At 73.2% G+C, this 19,907-nt stretch carries 15 protein-coding genes and 1 pseudogene; 9 read left to right on the forward strand and 7 right to left on the reverse strand.

What is annotated here, in order from left to right; all coding sequences use genetic code 11:
* Window positions 1-90: 90 nt before the first annotated feature.
* From ACFYZ3_RS09100 to ACFYZ3_RS09115, 4 genes are all read left to right on the forward strand, one after another.
* Window positions 91-2,787 carry a GNAT family N-acetyltransferase gene (locus tag ACFYZ3_RS09100; RefSeq protein WP_388514947.1) on the forward strand — a complete coding sequence of 899 codons (2,697 nt, stop codon included), beginning with the start codon at window positions 91-93 and terminating at the stop codon, window positions 2,785-2,787.
* Window positions 2,788-2,799: 12 nt separating this feature from the next.
* The gene (locus ACFYZ3_RS09105; RefSeq protein ID WP_388514948.1) at window positions 2,800-3,531 is read left to right on the forward strand and encodes a CBS domain-containing protein; all 732 of its coding nucleotides are present in this window, start codon (window positions 2,800-2,802) and stop codon (window positions 3,529-3,531) included.
* Window positions 3,532-3,547: 16 nt separating this feature from the next.
* On the forward strand, window positions 3,548-4,066 hold the full coding sequence (locus ACFYZ3_RS09110; protein WP_142201463.1) for a flavodoxin domain-containing protein: 519 nt from the start codon (window positions 3,548-3,550) through the stop codon (window positions 4,064-4,066).
* Between the two features lie 177 nt (window positions 4,067-4,243).
* Window positions 4,244-4,684: a pyridoxamine 5'-phosphate oxidase family protein gene (locus ACFYZ3_RS09115; RefSeq protein WP_388514949.1), complete on the forward strand. Its 441-nt coding sequence runs from the start codon at window positions 4,244-4,246 to the stop codon at window positions 4,682-4,684.
* An 881-nt stretch (window positions 4,685-5,565) separates the two neighbouring features.
* On the opposite strand, the pseudogene ACFYZ3_RS09120 reads toward ACFYZ3_RS09115, so the two are convergent.
* Both ACFYZ3_RS09120 and ACFYZ3_RS09125 read right to left on the reverse strand, forming a co-directional pair.
* Window positions 5,566-6,422: pseudogene (locus ACFYZ3_RS09120) on the reverse strand (DUF4397 domain-containing protein).
* Window positions 6,423-6,527: 105 nt separating this feature from the next.
* Window positions 6,528-7,136 (reverse strand): sigma-70 family RNA polymerase sigma factor, encoded by a 609-nt coding sequence (locus ACFYZ3_RS09125; RefSeq protein ID WP_383253410.1) that lies wholly within the window; start codon window positions 7,134-7,136, stop codon window positions 6,528-6,530.
* Between the two features lie 161 nt (window positions 7,137-7,297).
* Here ACFYZ3_RS09125 and ACFYZ3_RS09130 point away from each other — a divergent pair, with 161 nt between their 5' ends.
* The 5 genes from ACFYZ3_RS09130 (at window position 7,298) to ACFYZ3_RS09150 (ending at window position 13,550) form a co-directional block, all read left to right on the forward strand.
* The gene (locus tag ACFYZ3_RS09130; RefSeq protein ID WP_388514951.1) at window positions 7,298-8,305 is read left to right on the forward strand and encodes a MerR family transcriptional regulator; all 1,008 of its coding nucleotides are present in this window, start codon (window positions 7,298-7,300) and stop codon (window positions 8,303-8,305) included.
* A gap of 226 nt (window positions 8,306-8,531) precedes the next feature.
* On the forward strand, window positions 8,532-9,791 hold the full coding sequence (locus tag ACFYZ3_RS09135; RefSeq protein ID WP_388514953.1) for an NAD(P)/FAD-dependent oxidoreductase: 1,260 nt from the start codon (window positions 8,532-8,534) through the stop codon (window positions 9,789-9,791).
* Window positions 9,792-10,030: 239 nt separating this feature from the next.
* Entirely contained in the window at window positions 10,031-11,248 is a 1,218-nt protein-coding gene (locus ACFYZ3_RS09140; protein WP_388515966.1) for a lycopene cyclase family protein, read from the forward strand.
* Window positions 11,245-11,985: a class I SAM-dependent methyltransferase gene (locus ACFYZ3_RS09145; RefSeq protein ID WP_383253415.1), complete on the forward strand. Its 741-nt coding sequence runs from the start codon at window positions 11,245-11,247 to the stop codon at window positions 11,983-11,985. Before ACFYZ3_RS09140 ends, ACFYZ3_RS09145 begins: the two co-directional genes overlap by 4 nt.
* Window positions 11,982-13,550 (forward strand): FAD-dependent oxidoreductase, encoded by a 1,569-nt coding sequence (locus tag ACFYZ3_RS09150; RefSeq protein WP_388514954.1) that lies wholly within the window; start codon window positions 11,982-11,984, stop codon window positions 13,548-13,550. The genes ACFYZ3_RS09145 and ACFYZ3_RS09150 overlap by 4 nt, the downstream gene beginning before the upstream one ends.
* Before the next feature lie 13 nt (window positions 13,551-13,563).
* Here ACFYZ3_RS09150 and ACFYZ3_RS09155 read toward each other — a convergent pair whose 3' ends face one another.
* The 5 genes from ACFYZ3_RS09155 to ACFYZ3_RS09175 form a co-directional block, all read right to left on the reverse strand.
* A complete protein-coding gene (locus ACFYZ3_RS09155) occupies window positions 13,564-14,574 on the reverse strand; it encodes a DUF5914 domain-containing protein (RefSeq protein WP_385952393.1) in 1,011 nt (336 codons plus the stop codon).
* On the reverse strand, window positions 14,571-15,566 hold the full coding sequence (locus tag ACFYZ3_RS09160) for a phytoene/squalene synthase family protein (RefSeq protein WP_388514955.1): 996 nt from the start codon (window positions 15,564-15,566) through the stop codon (window positions 14,571-14,573). The genes ACFYZ3_RS09155 and ACFYZ3_RS09160 overlap by 4 nt, the downstream gene beginning before the upstream one ends.
* The gene (locus ACFYZ3_RS09165) at window positions 15,553-17,124 is read right to left on the reverse strand and encodes a phytoene desaturase (RefSeq protein WP_164457512.1); all 1,572 of its coding nucleotides are present in this window, start codon (window positions 17,122-17,124) and stop codon (window positions 15,553-15,555) included. Before ACFYZ3_RS09165 ends, ACFYZ3_RS09160 begins: the two co-directional genes overlap by 14 nt.
* On the reverse strand, window positions 17,121-18,263 hold the full coding sequence (locus ACFYZ3_RS09170; protein WP_383253422.1) for a polyprenyl synthetase family protein: 1,143 nt from the start codon (window positions 18,261-18,263) through the stop codon (window positions 17,121-17,123). Before ACFYZ3_RS09170 ends, ACFYZ3_RS09165 begins: the two co-directional genes overlap by 4 nt.
* A gap of 136 nt (window positions 18,264-18,399) precedes the next feature.
* On the reverse strand, window positions 18,400-19,896 hold the full coding sequence (locus ACFYZ3_RS09175) for a cryptochrome/photolyase family protein (protein WP_383253424.1): 1,497 nt from the start codon (window positions 19,894-19,896) through the stop codon (window positions 18,400-18,402).
* Window positions 19,897-19,907 lie beyond the last annotated feature (11 nt).

Consider the following 19,907-nt stretch of genomic DNA (forward strand, 5'->3'; position numbering starts at 1 on the left):
GGGCACCCCCGGTCGGTCCCTGGGCGCGACCGACGTCGTGACAGACGCTCGACAGGCCAAAGGACCCGAGCGGCTCGAAGGAGAACCGCCATGAAGGACGACACGCCACACCGCCCCGCAGTTCACGCGCTGCTCACGGACGGCACCACCGTCCGCCTCCGCCCTGTCGAGCCCAGGGACCACGACCAACTGGAGGGGCTCTACACGGAGATGTCACCGGACAACCGCCGCCTGCGCTTCTTCTCGGCCGGCTCCCGCTCCGCCGGCCCGGCCGCGGACACCGTGTGCGCGCCGGCCCGGCCCGGGCACCGGGCCCTGCTCGCCGAACGCGCCGGACAGGTCATCGGCCTCGCCGAGTACCACGCCGCCGACGACGCGCCGCACACCGCCGAACTCGCCGTCGCGGTCGCCGACGGCCTGCACCACCGGGGGGTGGGGACCCTGCTCGTGGAGCACCTCGTCTCGGCCGCCCGGACCGACGGCATCACCGCCTTCACCGCCGACGCCCTCAGCGACAACCACGAGGTACTGCGGCTCTTCGCCGACCTCGGCCTCACCGTGATCCGGCACTTCGACGGTCCAGAGGCGCACTGCACCATCGATCTGCACGTCGACGAGACCTACCTGACGGCCTCGGAGGCCCGGGGGCGGACCGCCGACGTGGCCAGCCTGGAGCCGCTGCTGAAGCCGCGGTCCATCGCCGTCGTCGGGGCCGGCCGCCGTCCCGCCTCGGTGGGACGCGCCCTGCTGCACCACCTTCACGAGGACGGCTTCACCGGCCGCCTGTTCGCGGTCAACCCCGCCACCACCGCCCTTCTCGGCGTACCGTCCTATCCCTCCGTCGGCGCCCTTCCCGCCGCCCCCGACCTGGTCGTCGTGGCGAGCCCGGCCGCGACCGTGCCGGACGTCGCCGAGGAGTGCGGCAAGGCGGGCGTACGCGCCCTCGTCGTGGTCTCCGCCGGAGTGGACACGGAGCAGGCCGAGGCCCTGCTCACCGCATGCCGGACCCATGGGATGCGCCTGGTCGGCCCCAACTGCCTCGGCGTGGCCAACACCGCCCCCGGGTACCGTTTCGACGCCACCTTCGCCGCCGCACACCCCCGCGCGGGGACCGCGGGTGTCGCCGTACAGTCCGGCGGTATCGGCATCGCCCTGCTGGAGGGACTGTCCCGGTTGGGCATCGGCGTCTCCACGTTCGCCTCGCTCGGCGACAAGTACGACGTCAGCGGCAACGACCTCCTCCAGTGGTGGGAGAGCGACGGCTACACCGACCTCGCCCTGCTCCACCTGGAGTCCTTCGGCAACCCGCGGGCCTTCTCCCGCACCGCCCGACGCGTCACCCGGCGCATGCCGGTACTGACCGTCGACGCCGGCCGCACCGACGCCGGCCGCCGCGCCGCCGCCTCGCACACCGCCGCCGCGGCCACCGGCACGATGACCCGCCAGGCCCTGTTCACTCAGGCCGGCGTCACCGCGACCCGCTCCGTGGGCGAGCTGCTGGAAGCGGCGGCCCTGCTGCACGCACAGCCCCTGCCGGCCGGCCCCCGCGTCGCCGTGCTCACCAACGCCGGCGGCGCGGGAGTCCTGGCCGCCGACGCCTGTGCCGAAGCCGGCCTGGCCCTCAACCCGCCCAGCCCCGAACTGGCCGACCACCTGCTCGCCGCGCTGCCCGCCGGAGCGAGCGTCGGCAATCCCGTGGACGCCACCGCCGCCGTGACCGAGGACGCGTTGCACACCTGCGTCGAGCGGCTCGTGGGTCACCCGTCCGTCGACGCGGTCCTGGTGGCCCTCGTCCCCACCGCGGTCGCCGCCGCGACGGGCGACGACCTGGTCCGGGCCGTCACCCGGGGTCCCGGCCGCCGGGCCAAGCCCGTCATCGTCGTACGCCTGGAACAGGACCTGCCGGTCACCCTGCTGCCCGTCACCGACGGCGAGGCGATCCCCTCGTACGCCGAACCGCAGGCGGCGGCACGGTCGCTGGCCCACGCCGCCCGACGGGCCGCCTGGCTCGCCCGGCCCGTCGGCACGGTGCCGGATCCGGACGGCATCGACACCTCCCGCGCGCACGCCCTGGCCAACGAGTTCCTCGGCCGGCGACCGGAAGGAGGCTGGCTCGACCCGCGGGCCTGCGCCGAACTCCTCTCCTGCTACGGCATCCCCCAGCAGCCCTGGGCCTGGGCCGAGACCGAGGACGACGCCGTACGCGCCGCCGACCGCCTGCGCGGCACCGACGGCCGAGTGGTCCTCAAGGCACACTGGCCCGGACTCGTGCACAAGAGCCTCCAGCACGCCGTACACCTCGACCTGCGTGACGAGGCCCAAGTACGCACGGCCTTCCAGGACCTGCGAACCCGCTTCGAAGGACTCATGACCGGAGTCGTCGTCCAGCCCCTCGCACCCCGCGGCACCGAGCTGTTCGCCGGCGTCGTCCAGGACGGCGTCTTCGGCCCCGTCGTCGTCTTCGGCCTGGGGGGCACGGCGACCGAGGTGCTCGCCGACCACGCCGCCCGCCTCGCCCCACTCACCGGTCAGGACGTGCACGACCTGATCACCGGCCCGCGCTGCGCCCCCCTGCTCTTCGGCACGCAGGGCGGCGGCCCCGTCGACCTGGAGGGGCTGGAACAGGTACTCCACCGGCTGTCCCGGATGGCCGTGGACCTGCCGCAGCTCGCCGAGGCCGACTGCAACCCGGTCCTCGCCACGCCCGGCGGGATCACCGTTCTCGACGCGCGGATACGCCTGCTGCCCCGTCGGCCGCAGGATCCCTACCTGCGCCGACTGCGCTGAGGAGGAACAGACATGAGGAACCAGAAGGTCGGCTCCGTGATGACCACCCAGGTGATCCACGCCGAGTACGGCACCCCCTTCAAGGCCGTCGCCCGGCTGCTCTCGGAACACCGCGTCAGCGGACTGCCCGTGGTGGACGACGACCAGCACGTCATTGGCGTCGTCTCCGAGACGGACCTGATGCTCCATCAGGCCGCGATGCCGCTCGCCTACGAGCCGCCCCCGCGGTTCAGCCTCGCACGGCTGACACCCCGCGCCCGTCGGCAGGCAGCCAAGGCCCGGGCGCGCACGGTCGGCCGCCTGATGACCGCGCCCGCCGTCAGCGTGCACGCCGAGGACACCATTGTGGAGGCCGCCCGCACCATGGTCGAGCACCGGGTGAACCGGCTCCCGGTACTCGACGAGGACGACCGCCTGGTCGGCATCGTCACCCGGCACGACCTGCTGCGGACCTTCCTGCGACCCGACGCGGAGATCCGCGAGGAAGTGATCCACGAGGTGCTGCAACGCGGACTGTGGCTGGTCAACGGCAGCGTCGACGTCACCGTCACGGAGGGAGTCGTCACGCTGGAAGGGCAGCTGGAACGGAAGAGCGAAACCGAGATAGCGGTGGCCATGACCCGCAGGACCGACGGAGTCGTCGACGTCGTGGACAGGCTCACCCACCGCTTCGACGACTCCGAGTTCCGGGACGACGCGCGCCTGCCGGGAGGCGTCGCGGACGACTGGCTGCGGCGCTTGTGAGAGGAGGCGGACCACCATGGAGCAGAAGGTGCTGGTCGCCCACGGGACGGCCAACGGATCGACGCAGGAGATCGCCGAGACCGTGGCGGAGGTGCTGCGGACGACGGGGATCACGGCCGAGGTGCTGCCCGCCCGGTCGGTGACGGAGCTGGACCGCTATGAGGCTGTGGTGGTCGGCGGAGCCCTGTACGCCGGGCGCTGGCACAAGGACGCCAGGCGCTTCGTACGGCGGCACCGCGGAGCTCTGGCGCACCGGCCGGTGTGGTTCTTCAGCTCCGGACCGCTCGACTCGACGGCCTCGCGGCGGGACATTCCGCCCGTGCCGGGGGTGAAGAGGGCCATGGCCAGGCTCGACGCCCGAGGGCATGTCACCTTCGGCGGTTGCCTCACCGAAGGCGCGCATGGCCGCATCGCCCGCATGATCCTTCGCGACGGCAAGGGCGGTGACTTCCGCGACTTCGCCGCAATCGAGCACTGGGCGGCTGGTGTGGCGAAGGAGCTTGGTGCCATGACACACCGTGCACAGCGTTCGTGAGTAGATACGGCCCACACGGTTCGGCGCGTGCCGCGGGCGAAACCGCCCCTCAGACCCCTCATTGGGACGAAGGTCGTCCTGCGACAGATCAGGGACTGTCGGCCCTCGCCACCGCCGCTCACCTCGTTGAGGATGGGAGTCCGCGCACCGGACGACACACGGAAAGACGACCGACTGATGTACCGCAACGACGGATTCCGCGAGTTGAGCCGGCAGGAAAGCCTGCAGCGGCTGGCCGACGCGTCCGTGGGCCGGATCGTGCACACCCGCGACGCCCTGCCCGCCGTCCTGCCGGTCAACTTCCTCCTGGAGGAGAGCGGTGCCGTGCTGTTGCGCACGTCGGCCGCCTCGGAGCTGGTCCGCGCCATCGACGGCGTCATAGTCGCTTTCGAGGCCGACGAAGTCGACACCGCGACGCACTCCGGCTGGAGCGTCGTCGTCACCGGCCTCGCCTCGGTGGTCACCGATCCCGAGGAACACGAGCAACTGATCCGCACCGGCCCCCGTTCCTGGGTGCCCTGGCCCGTGGAGGTCTTCGTGCGCGTCGAGCCGGAACTGGTCACCGGCCGGGAGCTGGTCGGCGGACGCACCCTGTACGGACTGAAACTGCCGTCCTGAACCCACCGCCGGCAACGGGCCGCCACGCGCGGGCGGATGCGGAGAAAGGTGCCATCACCGGGCGGCGGCCGTGCTTGGTCATCCTTGCCGCACGGGGGCGAGCGACGACGTCCTTGGACAAGGCAGCCGGGTCCCACGGTCGCGACCGTGGGATTCATGACGTCGCTCACCACATGCGTCCCGCCTCAGCGTCGGACTCCCGATCAGCCCCCGAACGGGCCCTGGCCCGCCACCGCCGGAGCAGGAGGGTGGCAGCCAGAGCCAGTCCCAGGAGGCCCTGGCCCACGCGGTCCGTCCACCGGTGCCGGCACCTGCGAGTCTTCTCGTGGGCAGACCCGTGAGCGGGATGTTCCCGAACAGGGGTCCGCCCGTCGGTCTTCTTGGGTACCTCGAGCGCGATGCGCTGCCACACGCGCTCGGGCGGAGCCACTGGCAGGTCCGATGCTTCCGCGCCGCGCGCAGCGGTCACCACGCGGGTCAACCGCAGCAGTTCCTCGCCGCAGCGCGGGCATGAAGCGGCATGCCGCAAGGCGCCGACGTCCGCGTCGCCACTCGTGTGACCGAGTGCGAGCTCCACCAGGTGCGACGGGTGCACGTGACCCACTGCGCTCTCCTGTGTCTCGGGCTTCGTCGTCCATCCCGTACACGCCGCTCTCGCGTGGGCGGGGCATGGTCACTCGCGCGCCGGCTCCGCGGTGACGACGAAGAAGTCGGGGTAGCGCCCGCGCGCGGACTCGAATGGCGGCGCACACATGATCCGTGTGAGGACGGGGGCCGCCGCGGTCGGGCGATGCGGCCGCGACTGCGGTGTCGGGCGGCGACCCTCCGGGCGGAGGCGGCGAAGACGGCTGTCCGTGCGGCAGCCGCCGTCGCCGGCCCGGTCAGTCGTTCGCACGGTGTCCGCCCCGCTGGCCGTTGGCTCGGTGGCCCACCAGGACGCCGGTCAGCGCGATCGCCCCGGCATCGCGGCCCATGCCTGCCAGTGGTCGGACGAGTTCGGGGTTGCTGCCGCACCGTTGCCGCCCTGGTGAGCCGCGTTGGGCGCCGATTCCATGCCGCTGAGGGTCTGGGCGGCCAGCGCCAGACTCTTGTCCTCGGCGCTGCCCCAGGCGTAGACGACGTTGGTCGTGCCCTCCTTGAGATCCAGTTCGGCCGGCCCGATGGCCACGGTGTCCGTGCCGGCGAGCACGACGTCGGCGTTCACGGTGCCCGCGTCGACGGACGCGGTGTCCTCGTCGGGGTTCGCCAGGTCGGTGAAGAGGGGCTGCCCGCCTGCCCGTACGTCCACGGCGGGCGCGGCCGCGACGTGGCGCACCGTGAGGCGCGCCTTGCCGGCGTCCGTCTTCGAGACGTCATTGGTGAACGTCGTCAGCCGGGGCTCGCCGTCGGTCGAAAGATGGGCGGCGACGGTCGCGTTGCCGCCTTCGGTCACCTTCACTTCCTTCTCGAGGGCCGGTGCGCCGTCGGGATCCTGACCGGCCTCGAAGACCTCGATGTCGTAGGTCCCCGCGTCGAGGGACCGCGGATCGGTCACCGTGCCGGTTTTGAAGTCGCTGAGCAGTTCGTCGCCGTTGGCGTAGACGTCGACCGTCATGCCGGGGATGCCGTGGAAGACGGACACCAGGCCCGTGTCCTGCGCCTGTTCGGGAGCAGCCATGGCGGCGGGTGCGGTCAGGCCGAGGGCCAGGGCACAGGTCCCGGCCGTGGCGGCGACGGCGATGGTGGTCCGGGAAGTCATGTGGATCATTCCTTCGTGGGAGTTTCCGCCCGCTGGGCAGTCTCAGAGGTGTTTCGCGGGTGACCGGGGTCGTGGATGCGCCCGGTGCATCTCCGCTCCACCTGTTCAGACGCATGGGTCATGCGTGATGCCCGGCTCCACTGCCGTGCGCAGCCGATGCAGGCCGCGGCGGGCGTGGCTCTTGACCGTGCCCAGGGGGACCCCCGTGCGTTCCGCGATCTGGGCCTGTGTCAGGTCCTCGTAGAAAGCCATGCACAGTACCTCTCGCTGGGCCTGCGGCAAGCGGGACAGGGCCTCCACGAGCAGTACGCGGTCGAGTACCTCGTCCGGTGCCGGCTGGACGAGACGGGCGGGCGTGACGTCCTGTCCGGCCGACTCGACCAGGGACAGGCGCCGTGTCCGGGCCGCCAGCGCGTCGACGATCTTGCGGCGCGTGATGCCGACGAGCCAGGCGCCGAGTGTGCCCCGTTCGGGCCGGAAGCCGCGCCGCCCGCGCCACGCGCCGACGAAGACCTGTTGGGTCACGTCCTCGGCCTCATGAGTGTCGCCGAGGGACCGGGTGGCCATGGTGTGCACGAGTGATCCCCAGCGCCGGTAGATGGCCGCGAACGCCTCCTCGTCGGCTTTGACGAGGCCCTGAGCCAGTTCCTCCTCGTACTGCGTCTCCTCCACGGGCGGGAGCAAGGTGGTGGTCGGTCGTGTGCGCGTGTTCATGGCCGTTCCTCCTGCCGGGCGCCGTACGGGGACGGGAAGGGCCGTCCGTCGAGCGGCACGTCGCCGGTCTGCCCTGCGTGGCTGACGGGTGCGTCGCTCCAGTGTTGGACGCACAAACGACGCAGGCAACTCGCGTCGTTTGTGCGTCGTATAGTGGATGTGTGAGCACGCATACGGGAGACAGTGACGCCCCGGTCGACGACGGCGGTCCGCGCCGGGGCGGGTTGACGACCGGCGAGGTGGCCCGGCGTCTGGGCGTGGCGCCCACCACGGTCCGCACGTGGGACCGCCGGTACGGGCTGGGACCGGACGCGCACACGGATGGACGCCACCGGCGCTGGACGGCGAAGGACGTGGCGAGGCTGGAGCGGATGTGCGCCTTGACGGCGACCGGACTGCCACCGGCCGAGTCGGCACGGCTCGCGCGCAGTGAAGAGGCCCCGACGGCGACTGCCCGGCCCCGAGGTGCCGACGCGGCTCGTCGTGCTTCCGCCGGGCGTCGGAGCCGGGCGGGGAGCGGCCTGCAGTTGGGCGACGTGCGACAGGAGTGCCGGGGGATCGCGAGAGCCGCTTTGCGCCTGGATGCCGCCGTCCTGGACGAACTGCTGCTCGCCGCAATCGCCGAACACGGGCTGGTCGCCGCCTGGACCGAGGTGATCGTGCCCACGCTCCAGGCCGTCGGCCGCAAGTGGGACATGTCCGGCGAGAAGTACGTCGAGGTCGAGCACTTCCTGTCCTGGCACGTGTCCGGGGCGCTCCGGCGCGCCACACCCCGCACGGTCGAGGACCGCCCCGGTGGCACCACGGTGCTTGCCTGCGTGCCCGGGGAGAACCACACGCTGCCGTTGGAGGTATTGTCGGCGGCACTCACGGAGCGAGGAATCCCGGTGCGGATGTTCGGCGGTGCGCTGCCCGTCGAGTCGCTCGTCGCGGCGGTGCGCAGGACCGGGCCGGCCGCGGTGGCGCTGTGGTCGCAGTCCCGCACCACCGCCAGCCGGCCGCTGGCTCAGCACGTGGCCGCCATGGAGTGGGGCGTGCGCGGCGCCCGGCGGCGGCCCGTCGTCCTCACCCTGGGCCCCGGATGGTCGGGCCAGGCGGTGGCCGGTCTGGCGCGTCCGTCGGGGCTTGCCGAAGCGGTCGCCGCTCTGGAGTCGTCGGTGTACCCGTGAGGTGTTGTCGTCCGGCTGTCCTTCGTCGTGGCGGCTGGGCATCGGCCGGGTGACGTGGTCCGCTGACCTGGCGGTCGTCGGCCGGCGGGCGTTTCGCCGCGACTCGCACCGGGTTTCGGTCCCCGGCCCGTGCCGAACGGTCCGGGACGTCGGCCGAGGCGGAGGGGCCGAACGGTCGGCCTGCAGCGCCTGGACAGCACGGACATGACGTCGAGTGAGGAGACAGATGAGCGACGGACATCGCCGGGCAGCGGACGCGGTCGTCGTCGGTGCGGGCCTGGCAGGCCTCGCGTGCGCCCTCGACCTGTGCCGCGCCGGATGGCGGGTGACACTGCTGGAGGCGTCCGACGGCGTCGGCGGCCGGATGCGCACGGACCGGCGGGACGGCTTCCTGCTGGACCGTGGGTTCCAGGTGTTCAACACCTCCTACCCGCAGGTGAAGCGGCGTTTGGAGCTGCAGGGCCTGCGATTGAGACGGTTCACCGCGGGCGTCGTCGCGCACACTCCGAGCGGGCCCGTCCGCCTCGCCGATCCGACCAGGGAGCCCCGTGCGGCGGGGACCCTGCTGCCGGGGCGAGCCCTGTCGGCCCGCGACCTGACCGCGCTGGCGGCACTCACCGCACGGGACGCCGTACTGCCCGTGTCCGTCACTCGACGACGCCGGGACCGCTCCACCGCGGCAGCCCTGTCCGGGGCGGGACTGTCGGACGCCGCGATCGCCGGCATCCTGCGGCCGTTCCTGTCCGGCGTCTTCCTGGAGGACCGGCTCGAGACCTCCGCCCGGTTCTTCCACCTCGTCTGGCGGAGCATGGCCCGAGGCTCCCTGTGCCTGCCGGCTGAGGGCATCGGCGCCGTACCGGCCCAGCTCGCCGAGGGCCTGCCCGACGGCGTCCTGCGCCTCGGTACGCCCGTCGCGGAGATCACGGACGCCGGAGTGCTGCTCGGCGACGGTGGTGAGGTGCCGGCCCGGGCGGTCGTGGTGGCGACGGACCCGGCGACCGCCGTCGGCCTGCTCCCGGACCTGACCGTTCCGGCCACGCGCACCGTCACCACCTACTACCACGCCACCGACAGTCCGCCGACGGCCGAACCGATCCTCATGGTGGACAGCACCGGAGCGATCCTGAACACCTGCGTCCTCAGCCAAGTCGCTCCCACGTACGCGCCCCCCGGCACCGCACTGGTCTCCACCTCCGTGCTGGGCACGGACCTCCCCGGCAGGGCCCAGGCGGTGCTCCGGCGGCTGGCCGAGCTGTACGGCACCGACACGAGCGGCTGGGAGCAGATCGCCGCCCGCACCGTCGACGGCGCGCTGCCCGCGATGCTTCCGCCCTGGCCGCTGAGCCGAACCACCCGCCGCGGCCCAGGGAGGTACGTGTGCGGGGACCACCGGGCGACCGGCTCCGTTCAGGGTGCCCTGGCATCGGGTACGCGCGCGGCGCGGGAGGTACGGGCGGACCTGGAACCGCAGGGGCGACGCCAGTGATGAAGTGGTGCCCGGCCGCATCCATGGACGGCCTCGGTCCCGAAGCCATGGCGACCGGACGGAATAGCTGTCCGTACTGAGGGGTGAGACGTGGATCCGAGGGGTGTGCTTGTCGCGCGTGTCCTGGCGGCAGGAGCGGCAGGGGCCCGTCCGGGCACGCCGGCCACCGGCTCCGAGGTGCACGGCGGGCTGCGGCACCCGGGCTCCGACGGAAGCCCGGTCGTCGAACGGCGAACGTGGTGACACCCCGCTGCACCGAGGACTCGGGCGTGCTCGTCCTCGGTGGCGGTGCGGCCGGTCTCAGCCTCGCTCACCGGCTGACGGAGAGCGGCACGGCCACCGCCGTGACCCTGGTGGAGCCGCCGGACGGCCCGCTGCGCCCCGCGGGGCGCACCTGGTGCTACTGGGGGGCGGGCACCGACGGCCTCGAAGAGGCGGTCAGCGCCTCCTGGTCCGTACTGCGTCTGCACGGCGCGGACGGCGGTTCGGTCACCGTCGATCCGGCCCCGTTCACCTACCGCATGGTGCGCTCCGCGGACTTCGAGCGACTGGTCCACGGCCGCCTGGCCCGTACGGAGGGTGCGCGCCTTCTGCGAGGGACGGCGGAAGCGGTGCGCGCCGTACCCGCGGGCGCGGAGGTCCGGTGTGCGCTGCCGGGAGGCCGGTTTCTGACGCTGCACGCCCGCAGGGTCTTCGACTCGCGGCCGCTGCCCGGTCTGCCGCCGGCGCGTACGCGGCTGCTCCAGCACTTCCGCGGCTGGTTCGTGCGCACCGACACCGACCGGTTCGATCCCGCGGTCGTGGATCTGATGGACTTCCGGGTTCCGCAGCCGGCCCACGGGCTCGCCTTCGGCTACGTCCTGCCGCTGGCGCCGGACCGGGCGCTCGTGGAGTATACCGAGTTCTCCCGCGAGGTGCTGACCACCGCGGCGTACGAGTCGGCACTCGGACGCTACTGCCGCGACATCCTCGGACTCGGCCGACTCACCGTGGAACGGACGGAGCAGGGCGTCATCCCCATGACCGACGCCCGCTTTCCACGGCGTGCCGGGCACGCCGTGTTCCGCATCGGGACCGCGGGCGGTGCCACCCGTCCCGCCACCGGCTACACCTTCGCCGCGGTGCAACGCCACAGCAGGGCCATCGCCGCCGCCCTGCGTGACGGACACGACCGCTTCCCGGCACCGCACGGGCTGCGGGCACTGGCCATGGACGCGATCCTGCTGCGCGCCCTGGACACCGGTCGCATCGACGGGCCGCGCTTCTTCACCGACCTGTTCCGCCGGGTCCCTGCCGAGCGTCTGCTGAGGTTCCTCGACGGCACGACCTCGCTCCGGGAGGAGTGGGGCATCGGGCTGCGCACCCCCGTCCGGCCGATGCTGCGCACCGCGGCCGAAGTGCCGTTCCTGCCCCGCCGTTCCCGGCCCGCCGCCCGAACCGGAGGAAGCAACCGATGACACTCCTGCGCGACCACGACCTGGCCCGCGCCTTCGACCACGCCTCCCACACCTACGACCACCTCACGGCCCTCAACCCCGGCTACCGCACCGGCCTGCTGCGCTCGGCCCGACGCCTCGCGCTCCCGGACGACGGGGCCGGACTGCACCTGCTCGACCTCGGATGCGGCACCGGCGCCTCCACCGCGGCCCTGCTCAGGGCCGCCCCACGGGCCCGGATCACGGCCGTGGACGCGTCCGCGGGCATGCTGCGCCGAGCACTTGCCAAACCGTGGCCCGCACGCGTGCGCTTCCTCCACCTGACCGCCGAGGAAATCGGTGCGGCCCGCGAGGGCGAGAGCCCTTTCGACGCGGTCTTCGCCGCCTACCTGTTCCGCAACGTCACCGACCCGGACGCGGTCCTGGCCGGCGTGCGCGGACTCCTGCGGCTGGGCGGACGCTTCGCCACCCACGAGTACAGCCTCAGCGGCTCACCGGTGCACCGGGCCCTGTGGTCGGCGGTGTGCCGCGGGCTCGTCGTCCCCGCCGGCACGCTCACCGGCGACCGCGCCCTCTACCGCCATCTCCGGCACAGCGTCCTCGCCTTCGACACCGCCCCGGAATTCGCCGCCCGCATGACCCGGGCGGGCCTGACCTCGGTGCGCGTCGCCCCCGTCGCCGGATGGCAGACGGGCATCGTGCACACCTTCCTCGCCCGCAACGGCGAGCCCAAGACGACAGAGGAGCGCGTCCGGTGACCGCCCGCCGTACCACCGCCGCCCGACGGGGCCGCGACCGCAAGGCCGAGATCGTCTTCCCCGCACCCGGTGCGGACCGATTCCGACGCGGTGACGAGCCGTCCGTGGCGGTGATCGGCGGCGGGATCGCCGGTCTGGCCGCGGCCACCCTCATGGCCGAACGCGGCGCCCGCGTGACCCTGTACGAGAAAGGGGACTCACTCGGTGGCCGGCTCTCCGGCCGGCGCACCACGCTGGCGGACGGCAGCGCCGTGACCATGACCCGAGGGTTCCACGCCTTCTTCCGCCAGTACTACAACCTCCGCGGACTGCTCCGCCGCACGGACCCCGGCCTGGAGCGCCTCACCCCGCTGCCCGACTACCCGCTGCGGCACAGCGGCGGTCTGACCGACAGCTTCGCCCGTGTCCCGCGGACCCCGCCGTTCAGCGCGCTCGGTTTCGTCGCGCTCAGCCCCACCTTCGGGTGGCGGGACCTCGCCGCGATGGACGCGCGGGCCGCACTGCCGCTCCTCGACGTGCGCGTGCCCGAGGTCTACGAACGCTTCGACACCGTCACCGCCACCGGCTTCCTGGAAGGCGTGCGCTTCCCCGAAGCGGCGCACCACCTGGCCTTCGAGGTGTTCTCCCGCAGCTTCTTCGCCGATCCGCGGCGCCTGTCCGCCGCGGAACTGCTGCTGATGTTCCACATCTACTTCCTCGGATCGGCCGAGGGCCTGCTCTTCGACGTACCGGACGAACCCTTCCCCCAGGCACTGTGGGACCCGCTGGGCGACTACCTCCGGCGCCTCGGAGTGGACGTGCGCACCGGAACCCCTGTGCAAGGGGTCCGTCCGCGCGACGGCGGCGGAGCGGACGTGATCACGGACACCGGTGCCGACCGCCACCAGGCGGTGGTACTGGCCCTCGACACCGCGGGGCTGCGGCAGACCGTCGCAGCGTCACCCGGCTTGGGCACCGACGCCTGGCGGGACGGCATCACGGCCCTGCGCACCGCGCCGCCGTTCCTCGTCTCGCGGCTCTGGCTCGACCGGCCGGTCGACGCCGACCGGCCCGGGTTCCTCGGCACCAGCGGCTTCGACGGACTGGACAACGTCAGTGTCCTGGAGCGGTACGAGGGCGAGGCCGCCCGCTGGGCCGCGCGGAGCGGGGGATCGGTCGTGGAACTGCACGCCTACGCCGTGGACCCGGCGGCCGAACCGAAGCAGGTGCAGGACGAACTCGTCGACCGGCTGCACGAGGTGTACCCGGAAACCCGTGGGGCGCGCGTCGTCGACGCCCGGCACGAGTGGCGCTCGGACTGCCCGCTGTTCGAGGTCGGCTCCCACCGGCTGCGCCCCACCGTGCGCACCCCCCACCCGTGGCTGACCCTGGCCGGCGACGGAATCCGCTGCGACCTGCCCGTCGCCCTCATGGAACGCGCCGCCACCACCGGCTTTCTGGCCGCGAACGCCCTGCTCGCCGACCGTGGAGTGCGCGGCCAGACCCTGTGGACGGTTCCCCGGACCGGGCGGTCGCCCGTGCTGCGAGCGCTCGGGGCCGCCGCAGGGCGCCTCTCGGCGCCCTGACCGGCGGCCGCCCTCAGCCGGGAAACCGACCGGTGCTGCGCAACGTCCAGCGCCGTTCGGCGTAGGCAAGGTCGTCGCGCCACAGCCGTCCGGCCGTACGGCGCATCAGCGGGCGCAGCACGGGGGCCGCGGCCCGGGCCACGGCGAAGCCAGGCCGGTCCGAGGCGGCGACGACCGCCTCGACCACGGCGGTGCGCGGACGCTCGTGGTCCGGCCCGGTCAGCGGCGTCGCGTGCGTCTCCACCACGGACGTGGCGCCCTCCCCGTCGGTGATGCGCATGACGACCGTGCGCGGCTCCGGCGCGGTGAACTCGGCCCGCACCGGCACCACGAGCCGCCCAGCAACCCGGAAGGAGACGTCGACGACGAAGGCGTCGTCCTCGTCCCCCTGCGGCTCACGCACCACCGAAAGGTCGACGAACGAGTACGGATGGAACCACGAGCCGTGCCAGGGATCGAGACGGTTGGCCACCACGTCCTGCGGTTCGCACCGCCCCACCGCCGTGAACACCGCGTCCACCCCACGGCCCGTCACGGGCCGGGCGGGCACGACGGGCCGCTCGCCGGGCTCCTCGCCGCCCACCTCGTCCAGCCGCACCCAGACGAGTACGCCGTCGTCGTGCACCGGGAACGGCCGCCAGCCCGCGGACGCGGAACCGTCCAGGGCGAGCCCGTGCCAGTGGCAGACCAGCGTGCCGCACACCACCCGGCTGTCGCGCAGCGGAGCGCCCAGGTGCGGGCAGATGCCCTCACCGGCATGGGGCTCGCCGTCCTCCGACCGCCACAGCACGACCTCCACACCACCGACCGTCCGGCCGTAGGGCCGGTCGCCCGCGCGCACGTTCCGGGAGGCGCCGACCACGAACCAGTTGCCGGACGGACGGGCGGACGCCCTCTTGAGCGCGTCGGCGATGAGCGCGGGACGTGCCTGTCGCCACGTCGGAGTCTGAGCCGCCCAGTGGGGACCGGAAGCACGTCGGCGCAAGGGTGGCGACCACCGCTTGCCGTTCCCTCGACCACTCACCGCACCTGACCCTTCCGTTCGACTGCCGACGCTCCTGCCCGTGCCACGCGGTCCTCGGTACGAGCACGCAACCGGGCACCGGCTACGCGCAGCACCCCGGCAGCGGCCGTTGCCGCCCGACGCCGACGCGACACCACCGCACGACGGTGCAGCACGCCGTAATCCTGCTCGGCGATCGCGTCGAGAATCCCGCCGTAGAGGGTGAACGCGGCACGGATGCAGGGACGCACCCGCGGATCGAGCATGGTGATGCCCGGCTCCGCCGTCCGGTACACGCGCCGCGTCATGGCCTCCGCCGCCATGAGAGCGGCCCGGATGCGGCGGTCGCGGCGCCCGGTACGCCTGCTCCACTCCAGCAGGGGCCGGTCCACGCCGTGCGCGGCCAGCAGGTCACCGGGCAGGTAGACCCGCCCGCGGTCGAGATCCTCGCCGACGTCGCGCAGGAAGTTGGTGAGCTGGAACGCCACGCCGAGCGCCGCCGCGTGCGGCGCTGCCTCCTCCCGGGCCGTGACCGTGCCGAGGACCGGCAGCATCTGCAGGCCGATGACCGCCGCCGAACCGTGCACGTACCCCTGCAGATCGGCGAAGGTCGGGTAGTGGGTGACGGTCAGGTCGGCCCGCATCGAGGACAGGAAGTCGGCGAAGAGCGCATGATCGATGCCGTACCGGCCGGCGGTGTCCGCGACGGCCCTGACCACGGGTTCGCGGCCCGCCCGGGTGAGCAGCCCGTCGGCCAGGTCGCTCTCCAGGCGCCGCAGCAACCGGTCGCGTTCCTCGGGTGTGCGGTGCCGGTCGAGGTCGTCCACGATGTCGTCCGCCCAGCGGGCGAAGCCGTACAGGGCGTGCACGGCGGAGCGGCGTTCGAGTGGCAGCAGGCGGGTGGCCAGGAAGTAGGTCTTGCCGTGGCGGGCGTTGAGCCGGCGGCACCGGGTGTAGGCGGCGCGCAGCAGGGGATCGGTGATCCCCGCCGCGTCCAGTTCACGACGGCTCATCGGTACCTGCCGGGGCCGGGGCGGGATACGCGGCGGGAACGGCCGGGTACCGACGCGTTCGGGCGGGCCGGGAGCGGGCGCCGCCGGTGATACGCGCGGCGGCGAGTTTGCCGCTGAGCAGTACGGTCGGAACGCCGACTCCCGGGGTGGTCCCGCAGCCCGCGAGCACCACGTTGTCCAGCCCTCGTACGAGGTTGCGCGGGCGGAAGGGGCCGGTCTGGGCGAAGGTGTGGGAGACCGAGAAGGGGCTGCCCGCCGCATGGCCCTGCGCGTCCCAGTCGAGCGGCGTCACCAGGAGCTCCTCCTGGACACTGTCCGCGAACCCCTCCAGCCCCCGCTTTTCCAGTACGCCGACCAGGCTGTCGCGGTAGCGCGGGCCGAGGTCACGCCACGCGGCTGCCTCCGGACCGACGTGGGTGTTGGGACAGGGCGCCAGGACGTAGTGGAGGTGGCGCCCGGGCGGTGCCAGGGCCGGGTCGTGGGTGGTGGGTCGGGTGATCAGCAGGGAGGGGTCGCTCATCAGTTCTCCGGTACGGGTCAGCTCCTCGAAGGTGCGCTCCCACGCGGCGCCGAAGGAGATGGTGTGGTGGGCGAGGTGCGGCCAGGTGCGGTCGGTGCCCGCGTGCAGGATCACGGCGGACGGTGAGTGCCGCAGCCGTACCGGACGCCGGGGTGCCCGTCCCAGCAGCCCGTAGGCGGCGGGCAGTTCGCACGTCAGCACCACGGCGTCGCAGGCGATGCGCTCGCCGGAGGCCAGGCGGACGGACCGTACCCGGCCCGCGGACCGCTCCAGCGTGTCCACTTCGGCCCTCCAGCGCAGATCGGCACCCGCGTCCGCCGCCGCGTCGGCCATGGCTCGGGGCAGTGCGTGCATGCCGCCCTTGGGGAACCAGACGCCGGCCACCGTGTCCATGTAGGCGATCACCGCGTAGGCAGCGAGTGCGCGGGCGGGGGCCACCCCGGCGTACAGCGCCTGGAAGGAGAAGACGCGGCGCAGGCGCTCGTCGGACAGGAAGCGGCCGATGCGGCCGTCCAGGCGTCCGAATCCCCCCAGCGCCGCCAACCGGGCCAGGTCCGGGTGCAGCAACTGGAGGGGAGAGTCGAAGTTGGTGTCGATGAAACGGCGCATCTGCACCCGGTACAGCCGTTCGAGCCACTGCCGCAGGTCGCGGTAACCGGCCGCCTGCGCAGGTCCGGCGAAGCGGCGCACCTCGGCCTCCATCGCCTCGCCGTCGGTGTGCACGTCGAGTGAGGACCCGTCCGCGAAACAGGCCCGGTAGGCCGGATCCAGAGCCGTCAGCTCGACGCGGCGGTGGAGGCTGTCCCCGACGGCGGCGAACGCCTCGTCGGCCAGGTGCGGCATGGTCAGCACCGTGGGACCGGTGTCCATCGCGTAGCCGGCCCGCCGCACCCGGCCGGCCCGGCCGCCGGGGCCGGCGTCCCGTTCGACGACGGTGACCCTGCGGCCCGCACCCAGCAGGTGCAGGGCGCACGCCAGCCCGGACAGCCCGGCCCCGACCACGACGACGTGGTCGGTCGGCCCCGGTACCCGCTTCACGCGACCTCCCCGTCACCACGCGGGACCGCGCCCGTTGCCCGCCCGACCAGCGCGGCGAACTCGTGCCGCACGGCCGGGCGCGCGCCGCAGCGGTCGAAGTGCGCGAGGCTCATGTCCGTCAGCTCCCCGATCTTCGCCTCGACCAGGTCCCGGGCACCGGTGCGCACCAGCGCGGACCGCACCTGCCGGACGGCCCTGTCGGACTTCGGGTCCGCGTCCGGAGCCAGCGCCGCGGCCGACAAGTGGTCATCGGCGGCATCGGCGAGCCGGACGGCGACGGCGAGCAGGTAGGTGAGCTTGCGGGAGCGCAGGTCGTCGTCGGCCGGTTTCCCGGTCAGCGTGGGGTCGCCGAAGGCGCCCAGGAGGTCGTCGCGCAGTTGGAAGGCCAGCCCGGCGCACCGGCCGGCCGCCCGCAGCGCGTCCAGTGCGTCCCCGTCGGCTCCGGCCAGCACGGCTCCCAGCGCGAGGGGCCGCGCGACGGTGTACAGGGCGCTCTTCAAGGTGGCGATGGTCAGCGCCTCGTCGACGCCGGAGGACCGGGCGGCCTGGGCGTGCAGGTCGCGGTACTGCCCGGCGACCATCTCGGTGCGCATCGCCCGCCACTCGCCGTGCAGGCGCGTGCCGTGCGGCGTACCGAGTGCCGTCTCGGCCAGCAGGTCGTCCGCCCAGGCGAGGGCCAGGTCACCGGTCAGGACGGCGGCGGAGGTGCCGAAGGACTCCGACGAGCCGTGCATGCCCGCTGCCCAGTGCCTGCGGGCCAGGTCGACGTGCAGGGCCGGTGTACCTCGTCGCCGCACCGAGCCGTCCATCACGTCGTCGTGGACGAGAGCGCACGCCTGGAGCAGTTCGAGTGCGGCTCCCGTTCGCAGGACGGCCGTGGCGTCTCCCGAGCCGCCCGCGGCGAGCCAGCCGCAGTGGGCGAACGCGGTACGCAGCCGCTTTCCGCCCCGCGCGGTCAGCGCCGCGAGACGGTCGGCCAGCTCCCGGGCGAAGACGGGGTCGACGGCACGGGAGTGCCGCAGTCGTTCGTCCAGTACCTGCTCGAGGACGGTGCCGACCGCGTTCGCCGCGTCAGACGCGGTGAGGGGGTCGTCGACCCGTTCGGCCGGTGGGGCCACCATCGGCGGCAGTCCAGGCATGCGCAGCCCCTTCTCACTCTTGGTTGTCCGCACGCCACTGCTTCCACCGGGTGCCCTGTTGCGGATGCACTGACTTCTGCCCGCTCCGGCGCAGGGTCCGGTCCGACTTCACCCCACCGGCGCAACGGTGAGAGGTTCAAGGCGGTGTGTCACCCCGCGCACGCTCCTGTTCGCGTACCTCCGGAAGGTCGGCGAGCCGGTCCAACTGCCGTACCGGCCGGGCCACGCGCTGATTGCCGGCCAGCAGTTCCCGGTGCCGGTCGAGGAACGCCCAGTAGCCGGCGGTGTACGGACACGCGCGCTCGCCGGTGCGGTCGCCGGGCCGGTAGACGCACGGGCCGCAGAGGTCGCTCATGCGGTTCACGTACGCGCCGCCCGACGTGTAGGGCTTGGTGGTCATCCGGCCGCCGTCGGCGTACTGGGACATGCCGACGACGTTGGGCAGCATGACCCAGTCGTAGCCGTCCACGAAGCAGCGGTGGAACCAGTCCGTGACGGCGGCGGGGTCCCAGCCCCGCTGGAGCGCGTGACTGCCGAGCACCATCAGCCGGGGGATGTGGTGCGTCCAGCCCGTGTCCCGCACCTGGGCCAAGACCGTGCGCAGGCAGTTCGCCCGCACGGCGTCCGCGTCCAGGACGCTCCACCAGTCCGGCAGCGGCGCGGTGTGCCGGAGCGCGTTGGAGCTTCGGTATTCCTCGCCGAAGTACCAGTACACCTGCCAGACGTACTCGCGCCAGCCGGCGATCTGCCGCACGAAGCCCTCCACGCTGTTCAGCGGCGCCAGACCCTCGCGCCAGGCGCGCTCCGCCCGTTCGACGCACTCGGCCGGGTCGAGCAGGCCGAGGTTCAGGGAGGACGAGAGGAGGCTGTGGCTCATGGCGGGGTCGGCGGCGAGCATGGCGTCCTCGTAGGGCCCGAACGTGGCGAGCCGGCGTTCGACGAAACGCCGCAGTGCACGTCGCGCCTCCGCCCGGGTGGCGGGGAACAGGCGGGGCCCGTCCCGTCCGACGAAGGAGACGTCGCCCTCGCGCTCCCAGCGGTCGAGGTCGTGGCGGACCTCTTCGTCGATGTCGTCCTCGCGGGGCCGGTACGGGCGGCCGACCTGGAGTGAGGTGGCCTCGCGGGGCGGGGGTTCCCGGTTGTCGTGATCGAGGTTCCACCGTCCTGCCGCGGGCTGCTCGCCGTCCATGAGCAGATCGTGCCCGCGGCGTACCCAGCGGTAGAAGTCCTCCTGCCGCAGGCGCCTGCCGCCGTGGCCGTCGGCCCAGGCGGCGAAGTCGGCCATCGGCACGAGGAAGCCGCGGGCGGGTCCCACCGTCACTCCGGGCAGGGTACGCACCAGGCGCAGGGCCGCGTGCGAGGTGGGGTGGTGGACGCCGACCGGGCGCCCGCGCGCCGCCCGTTCGAGGCCCTGACGGTAGGTGTCGGCACGCACGTACGTGACGCGGTCGCCCAGTTCGGCCGCGCGGTGGCGCATCGCGGACAGCACCAGGTGGGCCTTGGCCCGGTGGAACCGGCGCCGCCGGAAGACGGAGCGCGCCTCGATCATGAGCAACGGGGTTTCCGGTCCGGGTCCCCCTTCGCCCGGCGTGAGGAAGTGCGGACCCAGTTGGTCACCGAAGAGCCAGTGCACGACGCGTCCCC

It is taken from the genome of Streptomyces sp. NPDC001599, assembly GCF_042893535.1.
Taxonomy (GTDB): Bacteria; Actinomycetota; Actinomycetes; order Streptomycetales; family Streptomycetaceae; genus Streptomyces.